Origin of the sequence: Dolichospermum sp. UHCC 0315A, from assembly GCF_008121535.1 — a bacterium.
In the GTDB taxonomy this organism is placed as follows: Bacteria; Cyanobacteriota; Cyanobacteriia; order Cyanobacteriales; family Nostocaceae; genus Dolichospermum; species Dolichospermum lemmermannii.
Map to the genome: position 1 here is coordinate 2,594,539 of NZ_CP043056.1, position 26,236 is coordinate 2,620,774.

The following is a 26,236-nucleotide window of genomic DNA, read 5'->3' on the forward strand; positions in this document are numbered from 1 at the left end:
ATAGATTGTTGTTTACGGAAATACCCTCAATAATCTTTACAATTTAACTTGTGCTAAATGACTACGGGGGTTATAGGTACGGATAGCTCGGATTTTTTCATAGTATTCCCGCTCTTGGGGTGTGAGGTCTTTTGGGGGAGCGATCGCTACTTTCACAAATTGATCACCACGTCCGCCTTTAGCTACAGGCCAACCCTTACCACGTAAGCGCAGAGATTGACCAGAACGGACTCCCGCAGGTAATTTGACACTAACATTACCATCGGGTGTAGGCACATCTATCGCTGCACCTAATGTGGCTTCATCAGGGGTAATTAAGACTTCGCAAACCAGATTGTCCCCTTCAAGTTGGAAAAAAGTATGGGGTTGTAATTCTACCTTTAAGTATAAATCTCCCCGTTGTTGACTCATGGGGTTAATTTGGCCTTTTCCTTTCACCCGTAGACGAGTCCCAGTTTTAGCGCCACCAGGAATACGCACATCAATAGTTTCGCTGCCTAAACTAAACCGTTTTTGAACACCGGAAAATGCTTCGGCAAAAGTTAAAATAATTACAGCTTCTGTATCTTGTGTACCACCAGCAGCGCCATCTTGAAGACCAAAATCGTTAAAACCGCCACCTGGTCTACCTGGAGAAGTTCGATAAGAGTAACTTTGTCGTCCGCTGCCAGGACCTGCACCACCAAATAATTCAGTTAAGAAGTCATTAAAACTGCCGTATTGACCAAAATCAACTCCGCCCATATCCCCAGGACCACCACCGGGAAAACCTTGACCGGCTTGTTTCCAATATTGACCAAATTGATCGTATTTTTTGCGTTTATCTGGGTCTGATAATACTTCGTAGGCTTCATTAACTTCTTTAAATTTGGCTTCAGCCTGTTTGTTATTGGGGTTAACATCAGGATGAAATTTACGGGCTAGTTTGCGAAAAGCTTGTTTAATTTCTTCTGAAGTGGCAGTTTTACTAATTCCTAACATTGCATAATAGTCTTTAAAGTCGGTTGCAGCCATCTACTAGCCTCCTGTATAAATTTAGGTTATGTTTTTTTTCTAAGATATGAAATTTACTATTAATCAACCTTTGTGGGGGCTGAGTTTTTTCTGTGGTCTGTTTCCTTTTATTTGGTCTAGTACAGCACGGCGCAAATAAACCAACCATTCTTAATCGCCAAAAAGCCTGCTGAATATTACTTTTGACTTCCTGCGGTACTAGTAGTTTGTCAAGATAAAAATGATGGACTGTAGTGTGAGCGTCTCGCTCACGCGGGCAAGACTTGTACTGAGCTTGTCGATAGCGCAGCGTGGCGTTAGCCATAGTATGCCCGCACTACCAAAAACCCGTCAAAATAAATTTGATAGACTACTAGCGGGCAAGATGCCCGCACCACCAAAAACCCGTCAAAATAAATTTGATAGACTACTAGCAGGCAAGATGCCCGCACTACCAAAAACCCGTCAAAATAAATTTGACAGACTACTAGTGCCAGGCAAAAGATTCTGATGTTAAACTAACAAACAATTGCCAAAATTAAGTGTGGTTCTTGCTGAATGTACTGGCGCAATTCCCGTACTCTTGCCATGATGAACAGAAAATAAGTTCATCTATTCCTTCTTCTTTACTGGGGGGAGCATCCCGGAGTTGACGGGACATTCGGAGAATTATCTCTTCAGGAACTTGGCGAATCCGGCTTTGATTCCTTGCTAAACATAGCCAAACTGGAGTTCTCACCCAAATCCCCATAATATAACTAAAGCCACAATTACGGGCTAGGGTAATCACTTCCCGGCGATTTTTCCTTTGGGCGTTGGTAGCATCGAAAATCACCCCTTTATCTGCGGTTATGGCTGTTTGCAATTGTTGTTCCAGTTCCCGCCAAATTAGCAGCCAAGGTCCTTGAATTGCTTCTGAACCAAAAAGCTGCCCCCGGATAGCATCTGTGGAAATTAGCTGCATCTGGGGGCATTCTGTCAATAATTGTTTTGCTAGGGTTGATTTACCGCTACCAGGAAGACCAATTAGCAAAATTAATTTAGTCATAGGGAATAGGGAATAGGGAATAGGGAACAGGGAACAGGGGACAAGAAAGATAAATCATCCAATTACCAATTACCAATTACCAATTACCAATTACCAATTACCAATTACCAATTACCAATTACCAATCACTACTAACTAAATGATTGTACCATCAGGAATTACAGCATTTTTGAGAACAACAACAATGCCGCTACGGATGTAGAAGCCTTGCTTTTCTCGTTCTGCTTCTTGGATATTGTCTTTATTGATAATTTTCACATTGTGACCAATGCGGGCATTTTTATCAATGATGGCACGGCGAATAATGGTGTCTGTACCAATACCGACGGGAATATCATTTTCCTCTAAACTGCATTGTCTTTCAACAGATGGTTGATAATAGTCAGCGCCCATGATCAGGGTTTCTTCAATTACAGATCCTGATTCTATGCGCGATCGCACTCCCAAAACTGAATGTTGAATGCGACAATCTTTCAAAATACAACCGTCACCAATCATAGATTCTGTGATTTGGCAATTCAGCAGTTTAGAAGGTGGTAAATAACGAGCGCGAGTATAGATTGGTGCTGCTTCATCGTAGAAGCTAAAGGGAGGTAGTGGTTGCTTCGTCAGGGCTAAATTAGCCTCATAAAAAGATTCAATTGTCCCAATATCTTCCCAGTAGTCATCAAATAAGAAGGCTTGAACGTTGTGATCTTTAGCGGCTTCGGGAATAATCTCTTTACCAAAATCAGTTTGTTCTAAAGATTGTTTCAACAACTTAATCAAAACATCTTTTTTAAAGACATAAATCCCCATGGAGGCGATATATGGCTGTAATGCGGCTTGTTCTTTTGTCAATCCCAATATGGTGGTATCAACACGCATTTGTGCTAAAGCTTCACCTTTGGGTTTTTCGCTAAAATCAATTACCCTACCTGAATCATTAATTTTCATCAAGCCAAAATCGGAGGCTCGACGATCATCCATGGGAATTACGGAAAGTGTAATATCAGCATTTGTATCTCTATGTCGCTGGATAAACTGCCGGTAATCCATGCGGTAAAGGTGATCACCGGAAAGAATCAGAAATTCTTCTACATCCCAATCTTGTAACATCCAGATGTACTGACGCACAGCATCAGCCGTCCCTTGGAACCAGTTGGGGTTTTCTGGGGTTTGTTGTGCTGCTAACACTTCTACAAACCCATCACTAAACCCACTGAAGTTGTAAGCACGGGCGATGTGACGATTCAGAGAGGCTGAGTTAAATTGAGTCAGGACGTAGATTTTGAATATTTCGGAATTGATGCAGTTGCTAACAGGTATATCTATGAGACGATATTTCCCGGCCACTGGTACTGCTGGTTTGGCGCGGAGTTTAGTTAACGGATAAAGTCGAGTCCCCGCACCCCCACCCAGAATAATTGCTAAAACTTTTTTCACAAAATTTCTCCCAACTGCCTTTCACTCTCATCTCCAGTTTAGGACTGTATGTAACAACTGATAAAGGGGGATCAAAGAATCTTAGGGATGAATTTTTCCTTTACCCAGAAATAGCGATGGCGAAAAACTGTATTTGGGGCTTGACAATTGATTTAAAATTTGTTATCATAAAATTGATAAGGAAGAACTATCTTGAAATAAAACCAATTATTCGTGAGGTTTGATCGTGGTTATTACTCAAACCAGTCCCCCCAATATTACTCAGGATATAACAACAACTCACTTCACTCCAGATGAGTATCGAGTGATGGAGGAAACCGCAGCCGAAAGACATGAATATTGTAACGGAGAAATTATTGCAATGGCTGGAGGTTCAGAAGTTCATAGTGCGATCGCTAGTAACCTATTAATTTATTTGGGGTTTTTGCTCAGAGATACCAATTTTCGCTTATATAATAGCGATTTGCGCGTTTGGATTCCCGAATACAACTGTGGGACTTACACTGATCTAATGGTAGTAGATGGACAACCACAATTGAACGGTGAGCGCACCGATGAAATTCTCAATCCTCTGGTAATTGTAGAAGTTTTATCACCCTCTACTGAAGGTTATGATAGGGGTGATAAATTTAGAAAGTATCGCTCCCTTCCTAGCTTTTGCGAATATCTACTAGTTAGCCAAACTGAACCCTATATTGAGCATTATCACAAACTTGATGATAGTAGCGATAGCGTTCGCGGAGCGTCCCGGAGGGAACTAGCGCTGCTGCAAGCAGTTCGCTGGCAATGGCAAGTTTATGATCATCTTGATCAGTCTATATTAGTACATAGTTTAAATGTAGAAGTTCCTCTTGGTGAAGTTTATCGCCGCATTAATTTCTAAAAGCCGACTCACGATTTATATAGCGGTAATCTTTAAAGCTGGTTCGTTACAGTTAATTAAGCGTTCAACAAATTCTCATGCTTGAGCAATATTACCCAAGCGAATGGCGTTGGCTAGTTGTAAACTATTAGCAGCACTTTCGGAGACTAATTCTTTCACCATAACCCCATTGACTGTTTTACCCAAAGCATAGGTTTTGAGCTTTTCTAGTTCGGTGAATATCAGTCGTGTATTATTGCCTGTGTAATCAATCAATACTGTGTAAGCATCGGTAGTGAGTGTTACACTTACTTCGTCAGCTAAAGTACGAGCTTGCTGTATTAATGCTTGGGTTTGCCATTGGGGAATGAGAGGAAATTCCTGTACCTGTGCGTATTCAAGTAGGAGTTTGACTGATTTATTTCTCGCGTCAGGTTTGTGAGTGTTGGTGATCAGGAGGGTATTTGTTGAGGGAATTTTGGGGAGTATGGACTCCAACTGCAACAAAATTTCTTTTGAACAAACTTCCAGTAATGTGCTGTTGGGCAAATGTACTAATCGTCCTCCACTCCCAACTGGTGGTGTCATGAGATCGGATAATGCTTGAGGAATGGTTTCTTTAGATTCTGGAGAGTATTCTGTATAGTTAAAGTCTGCCCATTGTTGATCTAGAGTGTGGGTTTTTAGTTGTTTGATGGTGCGAGTTAGAAAGAATTCGTTTTCACCAAAGTATAAGTATGTTGGCATGGTAGTACGGCAATATAATTGTCGTACATGAGCGTTAGCTCTAAGCTCAGTATGATTTTGTCTGCATCGGAAAGTAGTCATTCAAAGAAATGGCACTTTTGTGTAGACTGGTTTCATCCTTATTTATCGGCATACTCGAATTTGGGGAATAACAACAAACCTGTCCTCCAATATATCTCCTGTTACCTCATCTATTTTAGTATGGTTATAGATATACCTAACTGTTACCTCCCCAAACTGAAATTCAAATTGTCCAGGGTGAATACCTTTATCACGAAGAGATTGTGTTCCCCCCCGTGATAAAGCACCAATTTCATCATTATTCTGTGTAAAAATACTCCAACCATTGCCCTGATAATTTGTTCTTAATATAATCGAAGTTCCTTCAAGTAAGCGTCTAATAATACCCTGCCTATTTCTTGTGGATGGATGCCCAAGATTTACATCAGCAGGAGTTAAATCAAAATAGTGCATCAACGGAGGAATTTTACTTGGAGTGTAATTAGTTATTTGAGAAGTTAAACCAGCTTGTTGTATGAATAAGTTTTGCTGAGTAGAACAGAGAATTAATTCTTCTTTAGCACGAGTCATAGCAACATAAAAAAGCCTTCTCTCCGATTCTATATCCTGGGAATTAGTCTTAAATCCATTACTCAAAAGTATAACTTTTCTAAACTCTAACCCTTTTGCACCATGACAACTTGTAACTAAAATTGAGTCATTTTCTAGGAAAGTTTCACCAGTTTTATTGGACTCAAAAATAGCAGTCAAAATTTCATCAATACTCATAGGTAATACTAAATCTTCAGAACCATGTCCTCGTTCTTTATCTAAGTCCTCGGCAATCTTCAGTAATGTTTTAACTGTAGGTTCTAGCAAATTTCTACCAGCACGTCCAAAAAAATTTTTAAACCTTTCTAAAATTGATTCTTCAGGATCAGTAACTAAAGTAATATTCCCTTTTAGAGCATGAATTAATAAACGAGTGGAATAATTATTTACGAGAGAAATACTGGTATTGTTTAGTGCATAACTTGGTATATTCTCTCTTTCTAAAAGCAAACGAATAGGACTTATATAATCCCATTCAGGAGCTAAAATAGCAATTTCATTGTGTTTAATCCCCGCGTCTATCCATGACTGAATTTTATTTTTAACCCATGCGGCTTGTTGTGATAGACTGCTAAATTTGTAAGCTAGTACAGGCTGCCCTGTTAATCCTATCCTCTCTTGATTAATCCGAACTTGATCATCTGGGTGCTTTTTGCAACGTACCTGGTTATGCTGAATGAGACAATTAGCAGTTTCAATAATACTTTCTGTTGATCGATAATTTTCTACTAACAGAAATTGTGTGGCTTTATATTCTTTTGTAAATTGAATAATGTACTGAGGGTTAGTACCTCTAAAACGGTAAATGTTTTGGTCATCATCTCCAATAACACAAAGATCAATTTGTACTGACCTTGATTTATCTTCTGATTCACCTAATCCCGCAAGTAACTGAATCATTCGATATTCATCTTCAGCAACATCTTGATATTCATCAACAAAAATATATTCAACATTTCCTAAGAGTTGAATTCGTCTAGCTTGCCTATCTCCATCATCTAACTCATCTCCATTACTAATTAACTCACAAACCTCTTTTAGCAGTGTATTCCAACTGTCTTCAGTATTTTGTCTAGAACGTCTAATTTCTCCTGCTGTTCTTCCTAATAAAGCAAGTGCTAGACCATGAAAAGTAAATACTCGCAGTCGAGATGCCAATGTCCCAATAAGATCGAATAATCGTGTTCTTAGCTCTCTCACCGCATTGCGGTTATAAGCCAGTACCAAAATACGGTTTGGGTCTACTCGCTTAACTTTTACCAAATATGCAATACGACGGACAATAGTGCGAGTTTTGCCAGAACCAGGACCAGCGATAACGGCGATCGCAGAGCTTTCTGAGAGGACAATATTTTTTTGAGATTCATTTAAACCACCTAAAATTCTATCATAGTCAGATTGAATAACAGGCTTTGTACCGGGATCAGAATAAAGTTTATAAAATTCTGTAGAAGGCAAATCAAAATAATTTTCAACCAACTGCTCACGCTTCAGATAATCATTGATTTCTCCATATTTGAGCATAATATGAGTTCGCCGTGCCTGCTCTTCGTAGTGAGGTATTATTTGTTTAGAATATCCCGGTGAAATAGAACTTTTACTTGCATCTTTAATAACTTTAACTTTTAAAGATTGATAAAATAGATTAAGTCCCTCAGTAATTCGGATCAGTTTTTGACGATGTAGCCACATTAATGCTTCTTCTAAATGAACTTCTCGCAAATCTTTGTGCTGGATTTTCTGAGCTACATCTTTTAATAGTTGTCCTAGTTCATACTTAACTTGAAATTTGCCTTTTTCTTTACTTTCTTGACTAAGCTTTTGGTAAATAACCTCAATAACTCCCAAAGTTATAGCTTGAGTAGCTTGATAAGCATTTAATATATTTTCATTAGTATTTAACCATTTTAATCGGACTGTATCTCTATCTTTTCCAGTAATAGTTAATTCTACCCATTTTTGGTTAGCCCAAGTCTCGATCAGAGATTTTAAAGTAGCAGCCCTAATCTTTTGAGTGCCATCATTATCTAAGCGAGAAGCTAAACGAGAAGCTAAACCTTTTAAATTTAATTGGATGATACTGTTTTCAGTTTGAACTTCAAAAATACTTTTTAAAAGCTCTTCTTCTAACTTTCTAAGACGCTGATGATTTTTTCTTGCATCTCCTGTTACTGCCTTATTAATGAGTAAATTTAGAGGAATTTCAAACGTACAAATACCAGCTTCTTCTAAGATTCTAATTTTGGCTTGTAAATCCTTAATACTAATTCCAGATTCATCTGTTAGCTTATCAATAGTAATAGATTCGCCTTTTCGATGATAGTAAGATTTAACGATGTGCATTGCTTCAATTAGTCGATTTAATAGTTCTATTTCATGAATATGTAAACATTTTGTATGGCTATATTTTTTAAACTTAGATAAAGATTCTTGAGAATTTGAACAAAGCAATTCAAATTGAATAAAAGTTGATACATTTTCAGCCCTTTCAATTAATTTAAATTGTTCTAAATAATATAAAGCAACTTTAATTTTAGTATCACGCTGATCATCTTCACTAGCAAAATCATCATCTAAATCACTACTTTGGTAAATTTCATTGGTAGTAATCCATAGCCATTCTTGTGAAGCTTTTTTTCCACGGATACTACGTATAGCAATAAAAATATTTTTTAGGTCTGTTTCATTAAGTTGATTGAGACTTTGCAAGAAGAAAATTGTATCAGCATCCTCTGGATTAAATAATAAACTACAAATAGCAGGTTTTTCATCTCTTCCAGCCCGTCCAGATTCTTGTATATAATTCTCCAAATTAGCACTCATACTATGGTGAATTACAGCACGAACATCGTCGCGGTTAATTCCCATACCAAAGGCACAAGTTGCTGTTACTACATTTAATTCTTTTGATTTAAACTCTTGTAAAACTTCTTCTTTTTCATACTTGGGAATCTTACCGTGATAATGTCGAGCTTTTATACCACATTCATTAAGTTTAGCAGCCAATTTTTCAGCTTTCTTGCGAGTTGTAGTATAAACTAGAACACAACCATCTTGTTGAGTTAAGATTTTTTGAACTTGTTTAATAATAAAAGTCTCTTTTTCAGTCTCACTGCTAACCGGACGAACATCATACTTAAGATTTTCACGGATACTATTATTATCTAATTCTTGAATATTTATCTCGTAATTAGACAAAAGTTGCTTAATATCTTGGCGAACAGCAACAGTAGCTGTGGCTGTCATTAACGCTAGTCTAGGCAGAGGTAAAGGATATTTATATAATTCTTTGATAAATTTAGGAATATAACGATAATCAGGACGAAAATCATGTCCCCACTGACTAATACAATGGGCTTCATCAATAACCCACAAAGAAGGAGGGCGTTCTTCAAATAAAGAACAAATACTGATAGAACGTAGCTGTTCTGGACTTATATATATTAAACCTATTGTTCCGTCTATAATTTGTTGTATACGTTCATATCGTTCGGAAATTTTCAAATTTGCATTAATAAATGTTGCAAAGTTTAGACCTGTATTTTCTAAATCAATCACTTGATCTGCCATCAATGCTTGGAGAGGAGAAATTACAACTGTTAATCCTTTTTGTTGTTTAAAAAGCATAAGAGCAGGCAATTGATAGCATAAAGATTTGCCGCCTCCTGTTGGCATAATTAACAGTGGATTTTGATTATCGAGAATACTTTTAACAGCTTTTTCTTGATTTGCACGGAACTTATCAATGCCAAAGTAATGTAGAAAACTTTGACAAGAAACATCTTCTTCAGACAACGGTATTACACTTTCACTATTTAACATATTTTGCTATCCTTTGCTTTATCTAACCCAAGTTGCTAGTTATAGGGAAGGCGATCGCCCCCTCAAATCCCATAGACGATCGCTCATAATTAGCATAACTCCCCACTCAAAACAGACTCAACTGCTTCCCCACACTACCTTGAGGTTCAACAACCGAAAGTAACTCATCTCGTTTTTTAGTCATCAACTCCAAATAATACCCACTAGAATAGCCTTCAGAATTAGTCAATCCCCTAATTCCTTGATAAAACGTCACAACATCCCCAGTATTACCCAGAACCAAAACAGCCTTTTCACCTTTCTTAATTTTCCGAGTAACCTGTAACTGTTCCACAGGAAAATCACCACAACGAATAACCTTAGTTAATTCCTGGTAATATTGTTCTGCCTTAGCCTTTGACAGAAGATATTGTGTTAAGTAGTTCAAAGGAAACTCCTTTTCCAGACGAGAGCGGTCTCTTTTCCGCCATGAACCCTTAGTAGTAATTTTACCATCTTCATGCCAGATAATATAATTCTTAGCTCCTCTAGAGGGAACAAACATCGCTTTAGCAAGAATTTCCAACTCGATATTGATACCAGTAGGTAAAGCATTTTGCAGCTTTTCAAATATCAGCAGAGGTTCAGAGTGGGAGAAGAACACACCATCAGTATCACTTTCAACCTGGATACCTCCCGCTTTTTCAATCACATCAATCATGAATCGCAGAATCCGTCTACCATAAGCTGTAACCAGTGCAGCAGCTTCTATATCGTTAAAACCAACACCAGAAGTCCCATAAAAGCCAAACAACGAGTTGATTAACACTTTGAGAGCAGCCTCAGCTTGTTTAGCAGCTTTCTTTATTAGGAATCAGCCCTACTGTATTTCATATATTACTCCCATTCCCGTAACTGCTTATGTACTACGGCTAAATACCACATATAATCATCAATTTTATACTCATCAGCCGCTTTAACTATATATTCCTGCGCTAACTCTAAATTATTCTCAGCTTCATAATATAAACCCAAATACAGATGACTGTAAAACTTACCTTTTAATCCTGCCAATTTTCCCACATTCAAAACATCATCTGTTGTACAATTACCTGCAAATAAATCATAGACAGACTTCATGATTTTTCGCGGATCATTTTTCACAGGTAATAAAGAATTACGAGCTTCTGTCACACCGGATAATCTAGCTATGCAAAGATATCTCCAGACAGTTTCTTCTACATCTTGAGCATTAACAGTTAAATCAGTTTCAAACTGTTTTGCACCTTCAGCAAATCGTTCTGCATAATAATAACTTAACCCGCGTTGCCAAAGATAAGGAGTAATTTGAATATCTAACTTTTCTGCCTGATCAAAATCTTGAATTGATTCGGTAATTTTTCCTAATTTAAAATAAACCATGCCTCGACGAACATAGGCATTAACATTACTTGGTTGAACGTTAATGGTATTGTTACACGCTTGAAGTTGATTTTCTAAGGAATTGGTAAAAAACATTTTGGTAATGAAATTTGCTACTTTTAATCTAGTTCTCTGCGTCCTTCTAATGCTCTGGCTAAAGTTAATTCATCAGCATATTCTAAATCACCACCGACAGGTAAACCAAAGGCAATACGAGTTACTTTTGTAAATGGTTTTAGTAATTGACCGATATACAATGTTGTGGTTTCCCCTTCGATACTGGGACTAATGGCTAAAATCACCTCTTGGGGTTTTTGTTCGCTTACTCGTCTGACTAAAGCTTGAATGGTTAACTGTTCTGGTCCAATACCATCCATAGGGGAAATTACACCACATAAAACATGATATTTACCTTTAAATTCACGGGTTTTTTCTAAGGCAATCACATCACGGGAATCTGCAACTACGCAAATAGTTGTATTATCTCGCTGAGGGTGACGACAAATTTCGCATACTGGGTCTGATGATAAATGAAAGCAAACTTGACATAAACCTACTTGTTTTTTTGCGTCAACCAGTGCTTGGGCTAAGGCTTCTACCTCTGCTTCTGGTCTTTTTAAGATGTGCAAAGCTAAACGTTGGGCACTTTTGGGACCAACTCCAGGGAGCCGTTGCAATTGTTCGATTAATTTGGCTAGGGGACGTGCGTAAACCGTAATTCTACCTCCGGGGTTTTTTTCTATTTTACAGTTAAATTATGTTTCGCGCAAAGGCGCAAAGGAGCAAAGACGCAAAGTTTGAGGAATTTTAACCAGTAAATATGATTAAATACTCCGGCAAAAACTGACTAACTATGTATTCTTGGTTCTGGGTGTAAGGTTGATAATAATTGACTTTCTACCTCTGCTAATTCGTCTAATCTGTCCATGACGATTTTTCGGTCAAAATAGGTGTCAGCTAATACCCAATACATCCCAAAATGTCGGGCTTCTGATGCCATTAAACTGCGGTAAAATGCGGCTAATTCTGGTTCTGGACAGTTAGCAGCTAGGAGTCCTAAGCGTTCATGACTACGGGCTTCTATTAAGCCGGTGACGAGTAAGGAGTCTAAAAATCTCTGGGGTTCTTGTCCCCGAACTTGGGATTTTAACCCTGCACCGTAGGGGGGTGCGGATAGGGCTGCTAGTTTGATGTTACGGCGTTCTAGCCATTGATTGACGAGTTCAAAGTGTTCTAGTTCTTCACGAGCGATCGCTGTTAACTCTCTCACCATTTTAGCATTAGAGGGATAGCGAAACATCATATTTAATGCTACTCCTGCGGCTTTGCGTTCACAGTGGGAGTGATCTAGTAAGATAATATCAAGATTAGCGATCGCTTGCTCTACCCAAGCATCACTGGTAGGTTGTTTGAGGGCGTTGATTGTGGGTAAAGGTGAACTTAACACAGCGAAAAACTCCAAATTGAACAATTTAGCTCATTAATTTTAATCTTAAATCAGCGATCGCTAACTGGTGATTAGACATCTCCAGAAAAGAATGTAGAGACGTTCCATGGAACGTCTCTACAAGGGTTGTAAGTCACGCATATTTAATTTTCACCAGATGTCTAGTTATACTTTGAACCATCAGGCATAATCGCACCTTTGAGGAAAGCACTACTCAATTCATAATCGCTGACTTTAGAGGTTGTTTGAAAAGTATTATATCAAACCAGTAATCTCCAAAAACCTAACCCCCCTACCCCCCTTCCCTGCAAGGGAATGGGGGTTTTAAAGCCTCTCCCCTGCAAGGGGAGAGGTTTGGAGAGGGGTCAGTCTATACATTCAAAACTTTTCAAACACCCTCTTAGCGTTTCTTAATGTTTTACTTTTGAATTCCGTTCTCTGATCCTATCAATTGTGTTTATTAACAGACACAAACGGTAATTTTAATAAACTGATAAAATTAAGATCTCTGGTTTCTTCCGATATACCTAACTGGATGCTTTCTGGTTGGGGCGGATAATAACGAGATTGAAAAATTAGATCCCATATAGTTAATAAACTTGTATAATTACTATTTAAATATTTTGTTAATTGACAATGATGAGCGCGATGATAATTAGGTGTAACAATAAAATAACTCAGGAATTTATCTATTTTAAAAGGTAAGGCAAAATTACTGTGATGAAAAACTAATGATACCGCAAATAAAGATTCATATAATATCCAAGCATTTGGTGTAATTCCCAACAGATAAATTAACCCAATTTTGGGAATATTGGCAACAATAACTTCTCCTGTATGAAAGCGGTAAGCTGTGGATATATTCATCCATCTATCTGTATGATGGACTTTGTGAAAACGCCAAGCAAAACCCCAAGTGTGGATTAATCTATGCCACGTATACATATACAAATCCAGCAATAAAAAAGAGAGAATAAAATGTAACCAGGGTAAATTAATATCATAAAATAATCCCCGCCATAAAGTTGGTTTCCAGAGAGAATTTAAGATTAAAATAACAGTTAAATTAACCACCAAAAAATTTATTAACCCCAAAATTAAATTGTGAATAACTCTTTTAATGGGATTTTGACGATATTGAAAGAAAGGAACTAAGGTTTCCAGAATTCCAAATATAACGATACTACTGACAATAGCCAGAGATTTATATTCCATTTTGTTTGATGTCCTGATAATTCTGGCGTAGATGGTTCATTTTTTTTTCTTTCTTCATGAATTTTACCATGAATATTTTCTTCAGGAACAAGATACCCGACTTCTCTAAGAAGTCGGAGATCTGAAACTCTCAAATTTAGGAAAACTTGGTTAAAAATCCCAATAATTGCTTAGTTTTTGGTGTGAGTAAAGTCTTGCGATAAGCGTCGGCGGCTTTTTTAATGGCTTCCGCTTGAGTGGGATAAGGATGAATTACACTACTCAGTTTACTTAAACCAATATTATTAACAATAGCTGTAGTAATTTCCGAAATCATCTCTCCTGCATGATTAGCAACTATGGTTGCACCGAGGATTTGATCTGATCCTTTTTTGTGATGAATCTTTAGAAAACCAGATTCTTCATGATCTGCGATCGCTCGGTCTATACTTTTAAAAGGAATCTTAATAGTTTCTATCTTTATACCTAATTTTTCTGCCTCATTTGCATACATCCCCACATGAGCAATTTCCGGGCTGGTATATGTCACCCAAGGCATAACCAAACTACTGAGTTTAGATCGTCCCCAACCAAAAGGCGAAAATAGAGTATTCTTAATCACAATTCGCGCTGCCGCATCTGCCGCGTGAGTGAATTTCCAATTCATGCAGATATCACCAGCGGCATAAATTTTGGGATTTGTGGTTTGTAAATAATCATTCACTTTTACACCCCAGGTTTGATCATATTCTACACCCACTGCCTCTAAATTCAAATTTTCCACATTTGGCGCCCGTCCCGCACCAACTAATATTTCATCAACTGTCACCGAATCTCGTTCACTATTCACAGAAAAATATAGGCGTTTTCCTTCCGTAACTGTAACAACTTCTTCTAATTGACAATTTAATACTAAACGAATACCTTCATCAATTAAAACTTTTTGCAAAATCTCCGCTGCTTCTGAATCTTCCTGATTTAAAATATGTGAACCTCGATGAAATAATGTCACTTCACAACCCAAACGCTGAAATGTTTGTGCTAATTCACAGCCAACAGGTCCACCACCAATTATTGCTAATTTTTCGGGTTTCTGAGTTAGGGAAAAAACAGTTTCATTAGTTAAATAACCTGCTGCTTCAATTCCCCGAATTTTCGGTTTAACAGCCCTAGCACCAGTAGCAATGACAGCTTTTTTAAATTTTAATGTTTGCTGATCAACTTCTATAGTATTCTTGTTTATAAATTTACCATCACCTAAAAAAACATCAATTCCTAAACTTTTAAATCTTTCCACAGAATCATGATGACTAATACTCGCCCGAATGCGTCTCATTCTCTCCATAACTGTGGCAAAATCCACATCAAATTTCTGAGAAATATTAATCCCTAAATCTTTGGCTTTTCTGATTTCTTCAACTACACGAGAAGAACGAATTAAACATTTAGAAGGAATACAACCAAAATTTAAACAATCTCCTCCCATGAGATTTTTTTCAATTAATGCCACTTTTAAACCCAAATCTAATCCCGCAGCCCCCGCAGCGACAACTAAACCCGCAGTTCCCCCACCAATTACTACTAAATCATAACAATCAGCCGTTTGGGGATTTACCCAATTATCTGGATGAACATTTTTGAGGAGTTTTTGATTATACTCATCCATAGGACGAATTGTGACTCTTGGAGATTCTGAAGTTGACATTAGTATTACCTCTGAATGGTTAAGTATAAACTATGTTTTTGATTATATGATCTGTTATTTATAAATACATTATCATCAGAAATTTATCGGTTTTATATTTAACAAAATTACTAAAATTATTGAGAAATAAAAAACAAAGAATTTTTATAAGTTCTCATCTTTTAAAGCTTTCTTAGCTATCTTCGTGACATAAACTGTGACAGCAATTGTTGCTATCAACCCCATGATTTGAATTACCCAGTGGAGAATGATGTTTCCAGGTTGATTTTTACTGCCAATTAAGGCTATATCTCCTACTAAAGATCCAAAATAAACATACATAATTGTTCCAGGAATCATCCCCACTGAACCAATTAAATAGTCTTGAAAAGAAACACTAGTAATTCCTAAAGCATAGTTTAATAAATTGAAGGGAAAGAGGGGAGAAAGTCGAACTAATAGGACAATTTTTAATCCTTCTTTACTAACTGCTTTATCAATGATGGCAAATTTTTTGTAACTAGATATTTTTTCTTTTACCCAACCTTGCGCTAAATAACGTCCTCCTAAAAATGCTGCTATAGCACCTAATGTAGCCCCAATAAAGACATATATAGAACCCCAAATTACACCAAAAATTACCCCAGCACCCAATGTCAGCAGTGCAGCCGGTAAAAAAGCTAAAGTAGCAATAATATAGATACCAATAAATACTATTCCTCCTATAGCACCAAGGCTATTAATCCACTGTAAAGCATTCTGTAAAAATTCTTGAAGATTGGGAGAAGATACTTTAACAGATTCTTGAATTACAGCAAAATCTATTTCTGATAACAAGGTAATAAGCATAAAAATTCTCTATAATTTTGGGGAAGAGTACCAATTACGAATTTGGGTTGGGGAAATACCGAGTAAATAAGCAATGACAATAATTTGATTCAAAATAGTAGTTTGGATAATTCCTTTTTTTAACCATCTGCGAGGTGAGGTAATTACGGATGTTGGTAATAGGTGAATTTTGCCCAGAGTTTTTAATTTTCTCATTATTGCAAAGTCTTCCATAATTGATATTTGCGGGAAATTACCAACTTGCTGAAATACATCTTTGGTGAGAAAAATAGCTTGATCACCATAGGGCATTTGCCAAAGATGCGATCGCCATTTTACCCCAAATTCTACCAAACGCAACCCCCAATTAGGGGCATTTATCCGTAAAGCAAACGCACCAGCCACAATTCCCGGTTTTGCTAAGGTTGTGCGAATCATCTGCTCAAAATTAGTCGGTAAACGGGTATCAGCATGGAGAAATAGGAGAATTTCCCCACTAGCAGCCATAGCACCTGTATTCATTTGATTAGCACGTCCGGGAGGAGAAATAATTACCTTAACATTCAAGGATTTAGCGATTAATAATGTTTCATCTTTTGAACCACCATCAACTACAATTATTTCTACATTACTACTAGATTGACTGCTAATAATTGCTTCTTTAATATTATCCACTTCATTGAGAGTGGGAATAATAATAGAAATTTGAGCATTCATGTTGACAAAAAGATTTAAATTAACTATTCTGTGATTTTGTGCAAAACTCCACTGCGAATCATCATCTGCGGCCAAATTAACAGAAAAAATCCCATCCAAATCAATAATGGAATAGCAACTAAAATTGTTAACCAAATAATTTTGAAGATTAACCAACTACCGCTGATTAATGTTAAACTGGTTAGGATAATTGACCAAGGTTGACACCACCAAGGTTTAGATTGCCAAGGACTAATGGTTTGTTGTTCAGACATTTTTTGATTTAATCAGTAAACCTATACCTTACCTCATATCTTGCACTTAATCAAGAAACAGGGAAAATGCAAATATGAAAATTGCTTCTGATCCTTACAGACGTTATTAGCAACTGTCAAATATTTAAACAAGGGGAGAATCTCGACAGTTCTGAATTTCTCAACTATATTCATCATCAACATAAGATTCATATATTTCAGGCGTTTCAGTGGAAGTAACAGAATCAGATAATTGAAAACTATCATCTGTCATGCGGATGATTTCCCCAGAAAAGAACTTTGCTAGACTTTCCGCAGCTTTAACCACACCATCATGATCCCAACTTGATGGCGATGGTTGCACTGGTGCTGCATTGGTAACAACAGGGTCAACTCGGACTGGTACGGGTGGTGGTGCGGATACTGTAGCTACTGGCTGTGGTACGGCTGAGGGTGGCTGTGGTGTGGGTTGCGGGGCTGGAGGTTGGTAATTAGATGTAGGTTGGGGTGGTTGGTAATTAGATGTAGGTTGGGGTGGTTGTTGATAAGATGTAGGTTGGGGTGGTTGTTGAACGGGAGTGGAATTTTGTGGGGGTGGATTTCGCTTAGTTGATGTGGCGTTGGCAGTGGTAGCTTTTTCTAAGGTAACTTGAATTTCCTGCTGGAAGGTTTGTCTAAAGGCCGTAGTGATGATCGGTAGATAAGATTTCACTTTGTCATACCAAACCGCTTTTACACCTACACGAGCAACTACACCATTAAATTCCATTAAATGGCACATTTGACCCAATAATGCTTGTGTGGGTAGCTGCTGAATATGTCCACGGACTTGTTGCCAAAGTTGAGTTAAATTGTATTGTGAACCTTCTCCTACTGGCTGTATTGGTTCTGGTTGATGGTTAGTAGGTGGTGGTGCATATACAGGTTCTGACGTGGGTACTGGTGCAAAATTAACAGATGAGTGGTGATTTGTGGGCGGATATCCTGGTGGTGCAGCAGCGGGAGGATAAGCTGGAGTGACAGCAGTTGTATTAACTTGCTGAGAAATATTTGCAGTTTGAATTTGAATATTGGCGCTGGGTAATAATCCCAGTAATGTTACTTCTAACCATAAACGGGGTTGAGTGGTGTTTTTTAGTTGTAATTCTGCTGTTCTCAGGTGTTGTTGTCCTCGTAAGATGGTACTAATATCAAATTTTTGGGCAAAGTCAACTAATGATGTCCAGGTTGATTCAGTACAAGCAACTAAATCTTGACGATTGGGAGCGGTTTTAGCTATGAGGAAATCTCGATAAAAAGCGGCGAGATTTTGGAGAATGATCAGGGGTTCTCGACCTCGATCTAGGATTTTCCGGGTAGAGTCTAGGACTATTTCGGCTTGATCTTGAGCGATCGCTTCTAATAGTCCAAATAGGTCTTTTTCGCTGACTGAACCTACCAAATCCCAAACCTTATCCGGTGTCACTTCCCCAGTAATTAAAGCTAATTGATCAAGTAAACTTTCTGCATCTCTTAATCCTCCTTGGGCAATTTGTCCCACCAGAGTCAGAGAATCATGAGAAATATGAATACTTTCCTTAGCGGCAATATACGTTAAATGTTTTACCATTGCCTCTAACTGAATCCGTCGAAAATCAAACCTTTGACAACGAGAAATAATTGTTGGTAATACCCTTTGTGCGTCTGTTGTAGCGAGGACAAAAACAACATGCTTAGGTGGTTCTTCTAAGGTTTTAAGTAACGCGTTGAACGCTGCGGTACTTAGCATATGACATTCATCAATCACATAAACTTTATAACGACACTGCATCGGGGCAAACTGCGCCCTTTCAATCAGTTCACGGATATTATCAACACCCGTATTACTGGCAGCGTCAATTTCAATCACATCAGTAGAATAGCCTTTAGTAATACCCTGACAGATTTCACAAACACCGCAGGGTTGGGGGGTTGGCTGGTTGCCTTGGAGACAATTGAGAGATTTAGCGAGAATTCTCGCACTGGAAGTTTTTCCTGTACCTCTAGGGCCAGTGAACAAATAGGCAGGGGCGATTTTCGCTGAGAGAATGGCATTAGTTAGGGTAGTAGCGATCGCCTCTTGACCCACCAGTTCAGCGAAACTCTTTGGCCGATACTTATGGTGCAGTGGTTCGTAAGACATGGAGACAGGTTTAAATCCGTATATCCCAGGTAAATTTTAGGGTTTTACCATTCTAACAACTCATGGCAATTTTGCCTCAGACATAGCCGCTAGTACCGCAGGGCGGAAGTCAAAAATCAAAAGTCAAAACTAGTATACAGTCAAAATAAATTTGACGAACTACTAGTCACTCACACCGTTAAAATTTTAATAAGCAACATCAATGGTGCATCAAATGTTTAAGCGGCTAATTCAATGGCTCAAAAAATTTTTTCGGCACTTGTTTGGTGGTAAACAAAATCTTACCCCCAGTCGGGAACAAGTCCCCAAAGCAGTAGTTCCACCCCTCACTGACACAGATTTAGAATTTCTCTTTACAGAACTACTAGAAGGAGTTCATCAGATCAAGGGACAAACTTGGGCGCAAAAATGGTTACATAATCTTGAACATCGTGTTAGCACCCAACAGTGGCTAGAATGGTTAAATCGTTTTGGTGACAGATTATTAGCATCTTCTAAACCCCATAATGAATTAGCAGCCAGATTAGTTCAACTTGGTGAGTTAGGGGTTGGGGAAATCAGCAATCTGTCCTACGATATAGGCATGAAAGTCTTAACAGGCAATCCAGGAGAACCAGTTTGGGAATACGAAGGTCCCGATGCAGTAGAAAATAATCTTTTAATACCTGCCAACACGGAAGAAAATTTACCAGAAGGGGAATATAAAACTGTCAGCCTAGATGAATTGTTGATGATGTTGCAGCAGGATGAAGCCCTATGCGAGCAAATCTCCCAACAACTAGGAGTGGAAACAAATAATCCAGAAGAAATTATTCAGGTATTAGTTAGTCAGTATAATGAAGCGAACGAGTCTTCTGAATCACAAGGATAAATCCCAGTGACCGAAAAGACGGGACACAAGCCCGGTCCTTCCAGGACGGCTTTATGTTAAAATTTGGTCATAGTCGCCATAGGGCATTGGGAGACTTTAAACGGACATGGAGGGACGATAAGACCACTTGTGGCCTGTTCTGGCGAAGTGTCAAGAATTACCGCACCTTCCGGTCGGTGAGTATGTCAATAAGTTTGATTTGTGCGGTGTAGCTATCAATATTTTTACAGTATTACCCGGTAAGCGTAAAGCTCAGTCACAAAGCGTGCTGAGATATAAGCGACACGGGCGAAAATATTTAGCCTAACTCAATAACAGTAGATGTGATACAATGTAAACAATTCTAGAATTTAAGTATAACTAAACGACGTAAAAACTTAACTTATTTGGTTGAGTGCGTAGTCATACCTAACGGTATTGCTGTTTAGGAAAGCTAAATTTGGTGAAAAATGAAATGCAAAAAACGAGTACGGTAGGGATACGGTCATTAACGCTTTAGGAGAATCGACCTCTGTTTTTGTTGGAGTAATCCAGCAATTGTAAGTTGGCTCATTGATTAAAGAATCGAGCGCGTCTAAAGACGCTGAGAGTGTCAAGTGGGTCTATTTGGTTTTCTAGTCCATTCCGTAATTAATAATTTTTTTTGACACAAGGATAGCTACAATCTAGAAGAAAGAAAATCCCATAAATTGGCAGATGTTCAGGTGGCTCTTGCAGTGGCTTAACAAATTTTTACAGTCCCCCTTTGACAGTCTGGGAATCACCGATTCCCAGGATAGTCAAGGCAATCTGGTGGCAGATCAACCACCAGAACTCGCGAATGCGGATCTAGAGTTGTTATTTAATGAACTACTAGAAGGTGTGCATCAAGCGCGCGGACAACAGTGGGCGTTGAAGTATTTGCAGCGGATGGAACCGAGAATTACAGTTGATCGGTGGATAAATTGGCTGTTGATATTTGGGGACAAATTATTAGCTTCTCCTGCACCGAATCTTCCTTTAGCCAAGCGCATGGTGAAACTGGGTGAGTTAGGTATTGGTGAGGTTAGCAACCTGGCCTATGATATTGGGGTGCAGCTATTGCGGCGCAACCTCAATCAGGAGTATGAGCGCAAGCAAGAGTCACAGGAGTTGGAAAGTTCCATCCCCACAGCAGAGGAGTTAGATACTCCTGGTCAGGAATTGCTCCGCCAATTTGGGGAACAAATCTGGCAAGATCAGAATGTGGAAAGTGTGACTAATCCATCAGTATCCCAAATGGTTGAGGATCTCTTCACTGGTCAGTCTGTAGGGTTAAGTAATGGGTCTTTAGCTGAGAATGCAGCTAAGACAGAAAATGACTATCACAGTTATGAGTATAGAATTCAGGAATTTTCCCAGAATGCTGCGGAAATAATTGCCGATCCAGAATCTCCCAGGGAGAAAAGCTGGAACGAGTCTTTGATGAATATAGAACCGCAGTTAGCATCCACTTTAGATGAGTTGGTGGTGCGGTTGGAGCAAAGTAGCAATCTTGTCCAGCATTTAGCGTCGGAATTGGCAATTCGTGATCGGCAAATTGTCCAGCAATCAACATCACAAATAGTTGTTACTAATCCGGCGGAAAGTTTATTTTATCAGGGTTTACGGCAGGCTAAAGCTGGAGATTTGTTAAAGGCTTTGGCTTTATATGAACGGGCAAGTCAAATCCAACCTCATGTTTATGAGTATTGGTTTAATCAGGGTTTAGCATTATTTTACTTGCAACGGTTTTCCGAAGCGATCGCTGCTTATGACCAAACACTGGCTCTCAAACCGGATTTTTATCAGGTTTGGTATAGCCGAGGCGGTATTCTGGGCGAGTTGGGAGACTTTGATGCGGCTATTGCTTCCTTTGATCAAGCGATCGCTATTAAACCAGATTACCAAGCAGCTTGGTCTAGCAGAGGTTTAGCATTACTCAAGTTAGGTTTAATTGGGGAAGCTATTGATAGTTATGATCAAGCCCTGAATTTAGAACCCCAAGATTCTGAAACTTGGTACTACCGGGGGATAGCTTTGGCTGTGGTTGAGCAATATGCAGAAGCGATTGCTAGTTATGATCAAGCCCTCAATCTCCAACCCAACTATCATGAAGTGTGGATTGATCGGGGTGTGGTGCTATTTAATTTAAAACAATGGTTAGAAGCAATTGAATCATGGGATCAAGCCCTGGCCATTCAGCCAGAATTTTATCTAGCTTGGTATAACCGGGGTGTGTCCTTTGAACACTTAGGTCGTCGGGAAGATGCAATCTCATCCTATCAACAAGCGATCGCCATCAAACCCGATTTCCACCCAGCCTGGTATAACCAAGCCGTAGCCCTATTTTACCTAGACCGTTCTGCCCAAGCTATATCCGGCTATGACAGGGCTTTAGAAATTAAACTAGACTACTGGGAAGCTTGGCTAGGAAGGGGTGCGGCGGCTGGTCATCTCACCCCCCACCAATCATCACTAATTGTAGTTAGTAGCATTTCTGCATCCAATCCTGCCCTTAACTTAGGCGGCTATGAAGGTAAATTAGCAAGTTATCAGACAGGTTTGAAACATCTTCGCCCGGATACTCACCCAGAAGGTTGGGGAAGATTACGTATAGCTATTGGTAATACTTACTACGAGCAAGCGAAAAAAGCCACCACACCTCGTGATTATTGGCATCATGCCATGTCCGAATATCAACTGGCACTATCTACGCTGACACCAGAAGATTTTCCAGAATTGCATTTGGATATTTTGCAATCTCTGATGAAAGTGCTTGTCTGTTTGGGGGAAACAGTAGCGGCACAGGAATTACAAAAATGGGGAATTGAATTATTACAACAATTACTCACTCAGCCGAATCGGACTGATGAAAATAAAAAACAACTGGTACTAAAATTTGCAGGTTTAGGACAACTAGCAGTTGATTTAGCTGTAAATACAGGAGATTTAGTAGAAGCTTGGGAAATGGCTGAACAGGGGAGAAATAACTGTTTACAGTTGTTAATGCCTGATTTGAATTATCAACTTGAGTCAGGAGATTATCGCTCTATTCAACAATTACTGAATCCTACCACAGCCATAATTTATTGGCATCTTAGCCCAGCCGCTTTACAGACATTTATTATCAAAGATCAAGCCCCAGCTCCGATTTTACTGTTTACACCCATCCAAGAGACAGAAGGAATTCCCGAAGCAATAAAACGCTTAATTGAATTTGAACATTGGTTAGCAGATTGGCAAGAATCATCAACACTATCAAAACTATTGCAGTTGCAAAATATCTTGAATATTTCCACAATTACTCAAGAATTGGCAGGGATAGATACAATAATTTTAGTTCCCCATCGGGACTTGTATAAATTACCTTTGCACAGTTTATTTAATCTGTCTTTTGCTTCAGTATCTTCTGTAAATGTGGCAAATTACAATATTACCTATTTGCCTAGTTTAGCTATGGGAATTTATTTACAATCTCAATCATTCTCCAATGGGCATCAACATCATGGTCTTCCGGCTTATCCCTTACTCAAATCTGATAAATTAGCATCAGAAATTATCAGCGAAACCTTGGCTATTTCTCAGGATTTTCTCAGTTATTAAAAGATGATTGTTAACAGTTGACTGTCAAGGGACTTTCAAAAAATAAAATCCCCAATTAATGATAATGATCATCATTGGTAATGTCTTTTAATTCTCCCTCTTAGAGGTTGTTTGAAAAGTATTATATCAAACCAGTAATCTCCAAAAACCTAACCCCCCTACCCCCCCTTCCCTGCAAGGGAATGGGGGTTTTAAAGCCTCTCCCCTTGCAGGGGAGAGGTTTGGAGAGGGGTCAGTCTATACATTCAAAACTTTTCAAACACCCTCTTATATGTTTAAACTTTAAGAGGGCTAGACTATTCCCATACACCTCTATATCTTTACTCATCGGAAATCATACTTAATATCCATTCTATCCATCGTCTAACTGTGCTAGAACGTCTATCAGCAGTTGTATTACTTAAATTTGAATTACAGGATAAAATTATTTTAATAATTTCATTTTTATCCGGTATTTCACCATTTGAAAGGGTAGATTGAAAAGTTTTATAAAAAACCTCATATTGTAAAATTTTTCTTATAAAATATAGTATTTTTATTTTATGCCTTTTTTTTAAGTATTCTGTAGTTTCATCAGTTAATTTAAAGTTGATTTCTTTGGTATTTATGTCTTGATATTTATCAACAAATCCAAGATATCTAGCAGCATCAGTATAATAAGTAGTCTGTCGTTGATCAAATTGATAATTTGCTGTAATCTCTTCCTTTGTAAGCTCTTTATTTAATAAAATTGTGAGTAAATCTATAATTCTTGCAAATGTATTTGCTTGTGGAAGTGTAATATTTGTTGGTTCAGGAGCTATCGTAATAGATTTAAATATTTCAGATACATCATCATGAGTTATTATTTCGGGTGCTATAACATAATTTTTTTGTTCTACCAACTTTATAGAATTGTAATCTAATAAATTCTCAAATTTATATATAAAGAAGCTAAATATATTACTAGAATTAGAGTAAGTCATTAAAACTGGAATTACCTCTTTTGTTCTAATTTTATTAGACCATAGTTGATATGGATAATAAAGCTGCCTAATTAAAAAATTATCCACATCATATAATTTAGCTTCCACTAATACAAAATAATTTTCACTCTCAAACCCTGCATCTATTTCACACTGAGAATTATCAACTTCAATTTGATACTGTTTATTATCTACTGTATCTTTTATAAAGAATTTAAACTTACCTGTAGACATGCGACCATAAACAGTTTGTTTAAAAACTTCTCCATCACTATTGATTAAATTATCTATAATATCTATATTGAAAGCACAACTTAAAGCTGCACTTTCTGAAAAGAGATTACAATAATCTATACTTTCTATACTGGAAGGAAACTCAACAGGAGTAGGTTCTAAACAAGCGTCATAATCAACATTTAAATAAGTATCAAATCTGCCTATTATATATTTTTTTCTGGAAATAGGTAATATAGATAGCTTATTTTGCTCAAAAATTGTAGGCAAAGTATCATAATGGTCAAACTTAGCCATTAACCTACTTTCTCGGAATTCATTAATGCTATTTGACTCTATCTCAAAATAGCCTATTTCATGTATTTTTTCTAGAATAGAGTATTTTTCAAATAGCACTTCCCAAGCAATATCATTTTTGGTTTTTGGTTTTTTAATATTTTTATTACTCATAGTTTTTTACTAAAATTTCATCCACTTTACCTCTTTTCTTACCATTACAATTTATCGCTCTTATAGCTGAGATTTTTGTGTGCAGATAATCTTTATATAGGTCTTCGATAAATTCTGTACAAGCATTGCTTAATAAAATATGACAACCCCTACTATTTAGATCATCAAATACCTCTTTTAATCTTCTCTGTTCCTGTTTATTGAAACCGTTAACATCGTAGCCAGTAAAAGAAGCAGTTTCGGAAACTGGATCATAAGGAGGATCGAGATATATAAAATCTCCTCGTTTTGCATCTTTAACAGCTTCTTGAAAATCAGAGTTTAATATTCTAACTTGATTTTCATTTAAATATTTATTAACTGCTTTTAAAACAGCTATATCTAAAATATTTGGATTTTTATATTTGCCAAAAGGTACATTAAATTGACCTTGAGAATTAACTCTAAATAACCCATTATAACAAGTTTTATTTAAGAAGATAATTCTGGATGCTCGTTGAACTTCTGTTTTAGACTTAAAATTCTTTTCTCGATCCCAGTCTCTAATATCATAATAATAATATTCATTATTTTTGTGATTTTTTAAATCCTCAATTAGTTCATCTAAAGAATTTTTAATTATTTTGTAACAATTTATCAATTCAGCATTACTGTCATTAATAACAGCTTTTTTAGGTTGCAAACTAAACAAAAGCGCACCACCACCAATAAAAGGCTCGTAGTAGGTTTGAAGATTATAATTTTTAGGCAGGTGATTGGCTAGAATTGTCGGCACAAGCTGTCTTTTTCCTCCTGCCCACTTTACAAAGGGTTTGACTAACGGATTAACTGATACCATTTTATGACCTGTAAATTATTAAGTGACAATAGTTTATTGATACTATTGTACTATATAATTGATATTTTCGTCTAGAATCCAGATTATACTATATTTTTTGG

Annotated in this window: 20 protein-coding genes; 3 read left to right on the forward strand and 17 right to left on the reverse strand. The window is 37.6% G+C overall.

What is annotated here, in order from left to right:
• Positions 1-36: 36 nt before the first annotated feature.
• The 3 genes from BMF77_RS12560 to BMF77_RS12570 form a co-directional block, all read right to left on the reverse strand.
• On the reverse strand, positions 37-1,014 hold the full coding sequence (locus BMF77_RS12560; RefSeq protein ID WP_148763200.1) for a DnaJ C-terminal domain-containing protein: 978 nt from the start codon (positions 1,012-1,014) through the stop codon (positions 37-39).
• A 517-nt stretch (positions 1,015-1,531) separates the two neighbouring features.
• On the reverse strand, positions 1,532-2,041 hold the full coding sequence (locus BMF77_RS12565) for an AAA family ATPase (RefSeq protein ID WP_148763202.1): 510 nt from the start codon (positions 2,039-2,041) through the stop codon (positions 1,532-1,534).
• A 135-nt stretch (positions 2,042-2,176) separates the two neighbouring features.
• Complete coding sequence (locus BMF77_RS12570; protein ID WP_148763204.1) at positions 2,177-3,466, reverse strand: glucose-1-phosphate adenylyltransferase; 1,290 nt, start codon at positions 3,464-3,466, stop codon at positions 2,177-2,179.
• 226 nt (positions 3,467-3,692) lie between these two features.
• Here BMF77_RS12570 and BMF77_RS12575 point away from each other — a divergent pair, with 226 nt between their 5' ends.
• A complete protein-coding gene (locus BMF77_RS12575) occupies positions 3,693-4,349 on the forward strand; it encodes a Uma2 family endonuclease (RefSeq protein ID WP_210422345.1) in 657 nt (218 codons plus the stop codon).
• Between the two features lie 75 nt (positions 4,350-4,424).
• Here the strand turns inward: BMF77_RS12575 and holA are convergent, their stop codons facing one another.
• The 12 genes from holA to BMF77_RS12640 all read right to left on the reverse strand — a co-directional run bounded on the left by holA (position 4,425) and on the right by BMF77_RS12640 (position 19,174).
• A complete protein-coding gene (holA, locus tag BMF77_RS12580) occupies positions 4,425-5,075 on the reverse strand; it encodes a DNA polymerase III subunit delta (RefSeq protein WP_246863139.1) in 651 nt (216 codons plus the stop codon).
• Between the two features lie 123 nt (positions 5,076-5,198).
• The gene (locus BMF77_RS12585; RefSeq protein WP_148763206.1) at positions 5,199-9,509 is read right to left on the reverse strand and encodes a RecQ family ATP-dependent DNA helicase; all 4,311 of its coding nucleotides are present in this window, start codon (positions 9,507-9,509) and stop codon (positions 5,199-5,201) included.
• Between the two features lie 106 nt (positions 9,510-9,615).
• Positions 9,616-10,317, reverse strand: coding sequence for a hypothetical protein (locus BMF77_RS12590; protein ID WP_246863140.1), 702 nt, complete (start codon positions 10,315-10,317; stop codon positions 9,616-9,618).
• Between the two features lie 68 nt (positions 10,318-10,385).
• Positions 10,386-11,006 (reverse strand): tetratricopeptide repeat protein, encoded by a 621-nt coding sequence (locus BMF77_RS12595; protein ID WP_148763208.1) that lies wholly within the window; start codon positions 11,004-11,006, stop codon positions 10,386-10,388.
• Positions 11,007-11,029: 23 nt separating this feature from the next.
• Positions 11,030-11,587 (reverse strand): recombination mediator RecR, encoded by a 558-nt coding sequence (gene recR, locus BMF77_RS12600; protein ID WP_246863141.1) that lies wholly within the window; start codon positions 11,585-11,587, stop codon positions 11,030-11,032.
• 170 nt (positions 11,588-11,757) lie between these two features.
• Positions 11,758-12,357 (reverse strand): tRNA-(ms[2]io[6]A)-hydroxylase, encoded by a 600-nt coding sequence (locus tag BMF77_RS12605; RefSeq protein WP_148763212.1) that lies wholly within the window; start codon positions 12,355-12,357, stop codon positions 11,758-11,760.
• Positions 12,358-12,804: 447 nt separating this feature from the next.
• Entirely contained in the window at positions 12,805-13,572 is a 768-nt protein-coding gene (locus tag BMF77_RS12615) for a sterol desaturase family protein (RefSeq protein WP_148763214.1), read from the reverse strand.
• Between the two features lie 136 nt (positions 13,573-13,708).
• Entirely contained in the window at positions 13,709-15,256 is a 1,548-nt protein-coding gene (locus BMF77_RS12620) for a mercuric reductase (RefSeq protein ID WP_148763216.1), read from the reverse strand.
• 144 nt (positions 15,257-15,400) lie between these two features.
• The gene (locus tag BMF77_RS12625; protein ID WP_148763218.1) at positions 15,401-16,084 is read right to left on the reverse strand and encodes a TVP38/TMEM64 family protein; all 684 of its coding nucleotides are present in this window, start codon (positions 16,082-16,084) and stop codon (positions 15,401-15,403) included.
• Positions 16,085-16,093: 9 nt separating this feature from the next.
• Positions 16,094-16,780: a TIGR04283 family arsenosugar biosynthesis glycosyltransferase gene (locus BMF77_RS12630; RefSeq protein ID WP_148763220.1), complete on the reverse strand. Its 687-nt coding sequence runs from the start codon at positions 16,778-16,780 to the stop codon at positions 16,094-16,096.
• 23 nt (positions 16,781-16,803) lie between these two features.
• Positions 16,804-17,034 carry a DUF6737 family protein gene (locus tag BMF77_RS12635; RefSeq protein WP_015078909.1) on the reverse strand — a complete coding sequence of 77 codons (231 nt, stop codon included), beginning with the start codon at positions 17,032-17,034 and terminating at the stop codon, positions 16,804-16,806.
• A gap of 160 nt (positions 17,035-17,194) precedes the next feature.
• Positions 17,195-19,174, reverse strand: a complete 1,980-nt coding sequence (locus tag BMF77_RS12640) for a DNA polymerase III subunit gamma/tau (protein WP_148763222.1) — start codon at positions 19,172-19,174, stop codon at positions 17,195-17,197.
• A gap of 214 nt (positions 19,175-19,388) precedes the next feature.
• On the opposite strand from BMF77_RS12640, the gene BMF77_RS12645 reads away from it, so the two are divergent.
• Both BMF77_RS12645 and BMF77_RS12650 read left to right on the forward strand, forming a co-directional pair.
• On the forward strand, positions 19,389-20,045 hold the full coding sequence (locus BMF77_RS12645) for a hypothetical protein (protein WP_148763224.1): 657 nt from the start codon (positions 19,389-19,391) through the stop codon (positions 20,043-20,045).
• Positions 20,046-20,741: 696 nt separating this feature from the next.
• Positions 20,742-23,648, forward strand: a complete 2,907-nt coding sequence (locus BMF77_RS12650; protein WP_148763226.1) for a tetratricopeptide repeat protein — start codon at positions 20,742-20,744, stop codon at positions 23,646-23,648.
• Positions 23,649-23,968: 320 nt separating this feature from the next.
• On the opposite strand, the gene BMF77_RS12655 is transcribed toward BMF77_RS12650, so the two are convergent.
• Both BMF77_RS12655 and BMF77_RS12660 read right to left on the reverse strand, forming a co-directional pair.
• Positions 23,969-25,297 carry a translation elongation factor gene (locus BMF77_RS12655; protein WP_148763228.1) on the reverse strand — a complete coding sequence of 443 codons (1,329 nt, stop codon included), beginning with the start codon at positions 25,295-25,297 and terminating at the stop codon, positions 23,969-23,971.
• Positions 25,290-26,135, reverse strand: a complete 846-nt coding sequence (locus tag BMF77_RS12660; RefSeq protein WP_027402257.1) for a DNA adenine methylase — start codon at positions 26,133-26,135, stop codon at positions 25,290-25,292. The genes BMF77_RS12655 and BMF77_RS12660 overlap by 8 nt, the downstream gene beginning before the upstream one ends.
• Positions 26,136-26,236 lie beyond the last annotated feature (101 nt).

Coding starts and splice junctions, on each gene's coding strand:
- BMF77_RS12560 (WP_148763200.1), bottom strand. CDS start 1,014: ATGGCTGCAACCGACTTTAAAGACTATTATGCAATGTTAGGAATTAGT.
- BMF77_RS12565 (WP_148763202.1), bottom strand. CDS start 2,041: ATGACTAAATTAATTTTGCTAATTGGTCTTCCTGGTAGCGGTAAATCA.
- holA (WP_246863139.1), bottom strand. CDS start 5,075: ATGCCAACATACTTATACTTTGGTGAAAACGAATTCTTTCTAACTCGC.
- BMF77_RS12585 (WP_148763206.1), bottom strand. CDS start 9,509: ATGTTAAATAGTGAAAGTGTAATACCGTTGTCTGAAGAAGATGTTTCT.
- BMF77_RS12595 (WP_148763208.1), bottom strand. CDS start 11,006: ATGTTTTTTACCAATTCCTTAGAAAATCAACTTCAAGCGTGTAACAAT.
- BMF77_RS12615 (WP_148763214.1), bottom strand. CDS start 13,572: ATGGAATATAAATCTCTGGCTATTGTCAGTAGTATCGTTATATTTGGA.
- BMF77_RS12620 (WP_148763216.1), bottom strand. CDS start 15,256: ATGTCAACTTCAGAATCTCCAAGAGTCACAATTCGTCCTATGGATGAG.
- BMF77_RS12625 (WP_148763218.1), bottom strand. CDS start 16,084: ATGCTTATTACCTTGTTATCAGAAATAGATTTTGCTGTAATTCAAGAA.
- BMF77_RS12630 (WP_148763220.1), bottom strand. CDS start 16,780: ATGAATGCTCAAATTTCTATTATTATTCCCACTCTCAATGAAGTGGAT.
- BMF77_RS12635 (WP_015078909.1), bottom strand. CDS start 17,034: ATGTCTGAACAACAAACCATTAGTCCTTGGCAATCTAAACCTTGGTGG.
- BMF77_RS12640 (WP_148763222.1), bottom strand. CDS start 19,174: ATGTCTTACGAACCACTGCACCATAAGTATCGGCCAAAGAGTTTCGCT.
- BMF77_RS12645 (WP_148763224.1), top strand. CDS start 19,389: ATGTTTAAGCGGCTAATTCAATGGCTCAAAAAATTTTTTCGGCACTTG.
- BMF77_RS12650 (WP_148763226.1), top strand. CDS start 20,742: ATGTTCAGGTGGCTCTTGCAGTGGCTTAACAAATTTTTACAGTCCCCC.
- BMF77_RS12655 (WP_148763228.1), bottom strand. CDS start 25,297: ATGAGTAATAAAAATATTAAAAAACCAAAAACCAAAAATGATATTGCT.
- BMF77_RS12660 (WP_027402257.1), bottom strand. CDS start 26,135: ATGGTATCAGTTAATCCGTTAGTCAAACCCTTTGTAAAGTGGGCAGGA.